The organism is Cesiribacter andamanensis AMV16 (assembly GCF_000348925.1).
GTDB classification, from domain to species: Bacteria; Bacteroidota; Bacteroidia; order Cytophagales; family Cyclobacteriaceae; genus Cesiribacter; species Cesiribacter andamanensis.
Map to the genome: position 1 here is coordinate 1 of NZ_AODQ01000223.1, position 2,575 is coordinate 2,575.

The following is a 2,575-nucleotide window of genomic DNA, read 5'->3' on the forward strand; positions in this document are numbered from 1 at the left end:
CTAGAGTCGTCTTTGCGATGGAGCGGAGCGGAAGAAGCAATCTGGTTACTCTATGCTTGGATGCCAGATTCCTTCGCCACCGAGGCCCGGTCGTACCTCCTCGGAATGACGAGCTTCTAGAAGCAAAAAACGGCTTGGATTACTTTCCAAGCCGTTTTTTGCTTCAAATTTCATCCTTTCAAAATTCGGGATGACTCATGTTTATCAAACTAAGCTGGATCAGATGGCCAGTCAGCCTATGCAAAACAGCTTTATGCAGCTACGAGTTGTTGCTCCAGGGCTTTATTGGCAGCAGGATTGATCGCTTTGTAGTAGATCAGCAGACTTATCAGGCGCATTGTAGCAGCACTCACCAGTATTCCCAGATGTACATCGCCGGCGGCAGCCAATAGACCGGCATACAGCAATAGGTAAGCTCCGGCTACGGGCCAGAACGATCCCCAACCCCTGTACAGGGCATATAGGGTGGCAACGGTAAGACAGGAGGCAATCAGGCTAATATAGAGAGTGCCCTCTGTAAGCCGGCTGTTAAGGGCCATTTCAAAAGCAATGGAAGCAACCGAAAGCAGGATACTAAGGATGAAAACAGCGCTGGCAAATCTTGTCCGCTCGTTTTCCAGGTAGGCCACCCACTTTTCGGCACTGCTCCATGCGGCTTCTTTGTGGTATACCAGTTTGCTGAGGCTATAAAAATTAACAAGGGGCACAAAGCTAAGCAGGTAGAGCCAGCCCAGGGGTTTTTGAATGTTAGTATGCCAGTTCACCAGGCTCTGAGTGGCCAGGTAAGCAAGGGCCAAAATCATCAGAATCAGCTGTAATGTTTGCACACTATTGGCCATAATGTACATGGTATCAACTGATCCATAGGTATCAAATCTGCTCCAAAAGGTGCCGGATAGGTTAAACAGGCAAAGGAGCAGGCCTGCCCAGGAAAGCAGAAATACAGTAAGAAATCGCGCGGTACTCGGAGAAGAAGGAAGTACCATTTCCTTCAGCGAACGTCCGCCGGCCAGCTTATACATAAATAAGAGAAAAAGAGGGGCTCTTAGCGCCAGGTTCAGTGGCTGCAGGGTATCGGCCAGCGCATAGCCGAACATAAGGGTTGGCAGCTCAAAATAACTTACATACAAAAAGGTGCCAACAGCTACTGTCTTGAGTATAGTGCTGGTCGTGAGGGCCTGTTTTCCCTGCAGCTGCGTCAGCTTGAGTAGCAGCATAAGGGCCATCGTAGGCAGCACGGTTAGCACTATTCCATAGATGGAGCGTCCAGACTCGGGAAGTGCCTCTCCTATCAGCATGATACCAAGACTGGCACTGGCTCCAATCACAAACTGCAGGCTAGCCTGGCGATAGTTTTTTTTCCAGAGCTCGGGCCAGGCAAACAGAAAGCCGAAATGAACCGTACCGATTAGCCACCTGGCCGAAAGGCCGAACCAAGTATCTTCATACCCAAAGTTTTGGTAAAAGATAGCGTAGACAAGGCCGACAAGAAGGCTGCTGAAAACAGTACGTTTCTGCAGGGAGAGTGAATTCCAGGATAGCATACGATAGGATTGGTAAATCGTCTCAATATCCTGCTTATTTAAAAGAGAAACGCTTCTAAAATACCTGTAACATTACACCATGCCGTAAAAGACGTTTATGGCTGACAGAAGTAGAATAGTACCGCTAATAAAAATGGCCGATATAACAGGTATTTCTGTCACATCGGCCATCTGGCATAAATGGAAAGCCTGCTGCGTTTAGCGCATCTCATCAAACAGTCCGCCGGTATGGCTGGGGGGTACCAGGCCCAGGTGGCGGTAGGCCTGCTCAGTGGCCTGGCGCCCGCGGCTGGTGCGCTTCAGGTAGCCCTCCTGGATCAGAAAGGGCTCATACACCTCCTCAATGGTTTCGGACTCCTCGCCTACGGCCGTGGCAATGGTGCTCAGGCCTACAGGCCCCCCCTTAAACTTCTCGATAATGGTCTGCAGAATGCGGTTGTCCATCTCATCCAGGCCGTGCTCATCCACATCCAGCGCATTGAGCGCCATCTGGGCAATGGCGCGGGTGATGGTACCGGTGCCTTTTACCTGGGCAAAATCGCGGGTGCGGCGCAGCAGGTTGTTGGCAATACGCGGGGTGCCCCGGCTGCGGCGGGCAATCTCATAGGCCGCATCATCGTCAATGGGGGTATTCAGAATATCGGACGAGCGCAGCACAATGGTGGTGAGCAGCTTGGCATCATAATACTCCAGACGGGAGTTGATGCTGAAGCGGGCCCGTAGCGGAGCCGTCAGCAGGCCGCTGCGGGTAGTGGCGCCTACCAGCGTAAAGGGGTTCAGGTTGATCTGCACCGAGCGGGCATTGGGGCCGCTGTCCAGCATAATATCGATCCGGTAATCTTCCATGGCCGAGTAGAGGTACTCCTCTACCACGGCATTGAGGCGGTGAATCTCATCAATAAAGAGCACATCGCCCCGCTCCAGGTTGGTGAGCAGGCCGGCCAGGTCGCCGGGCTTGTCCAGCACCGGGCCGCTGGTCATTTTCATGTTGGCGCCCAGCTCATTGGCAATGATGTGCGACAGGGTGGTTT

Annotated in this window: 2 protein-coding genes; both read right to left on the minus strand. The window is 52.3% G+C overall.

Annotated features, from left to right (window positions below; all coding sequences use genetic code 11):
• Positions 1 to 251: 251 nt before the first annotated feature.
• Positions 252 to 1,544, minus strand: coding sequence for a hypothetical protein (locus tag ADICEAN_RS20605; protein ID WP_009197614.1), 1,293 nt, complete (start codon positions 1,542 to 1,544; stop codon positions 252 to 254).
• A 198-nt stretch (positions 1,545 to 1,742) separates the two neighbouring features.
• Positions 1,743 to 2,575 (minus strand): Holliday junction branch migration DNA helicase RuvB (gene ruvB / locus ADICEAN_RS20610; RefSeq protein WP_040398671.1); only part of this gene is annotated, 833 nt, incomplete at its 5' end.

What these genes read in the sequence shown, in the direction of transcription:
- ADICEAN_RS20605 (WP_009197614.1), bottom strand. Translation starts at nt 1,544, where the DNA reads ATGCTATCCTGGAATTCACTCTCCCTGCAGAAACGTACTGTTTTCAGC.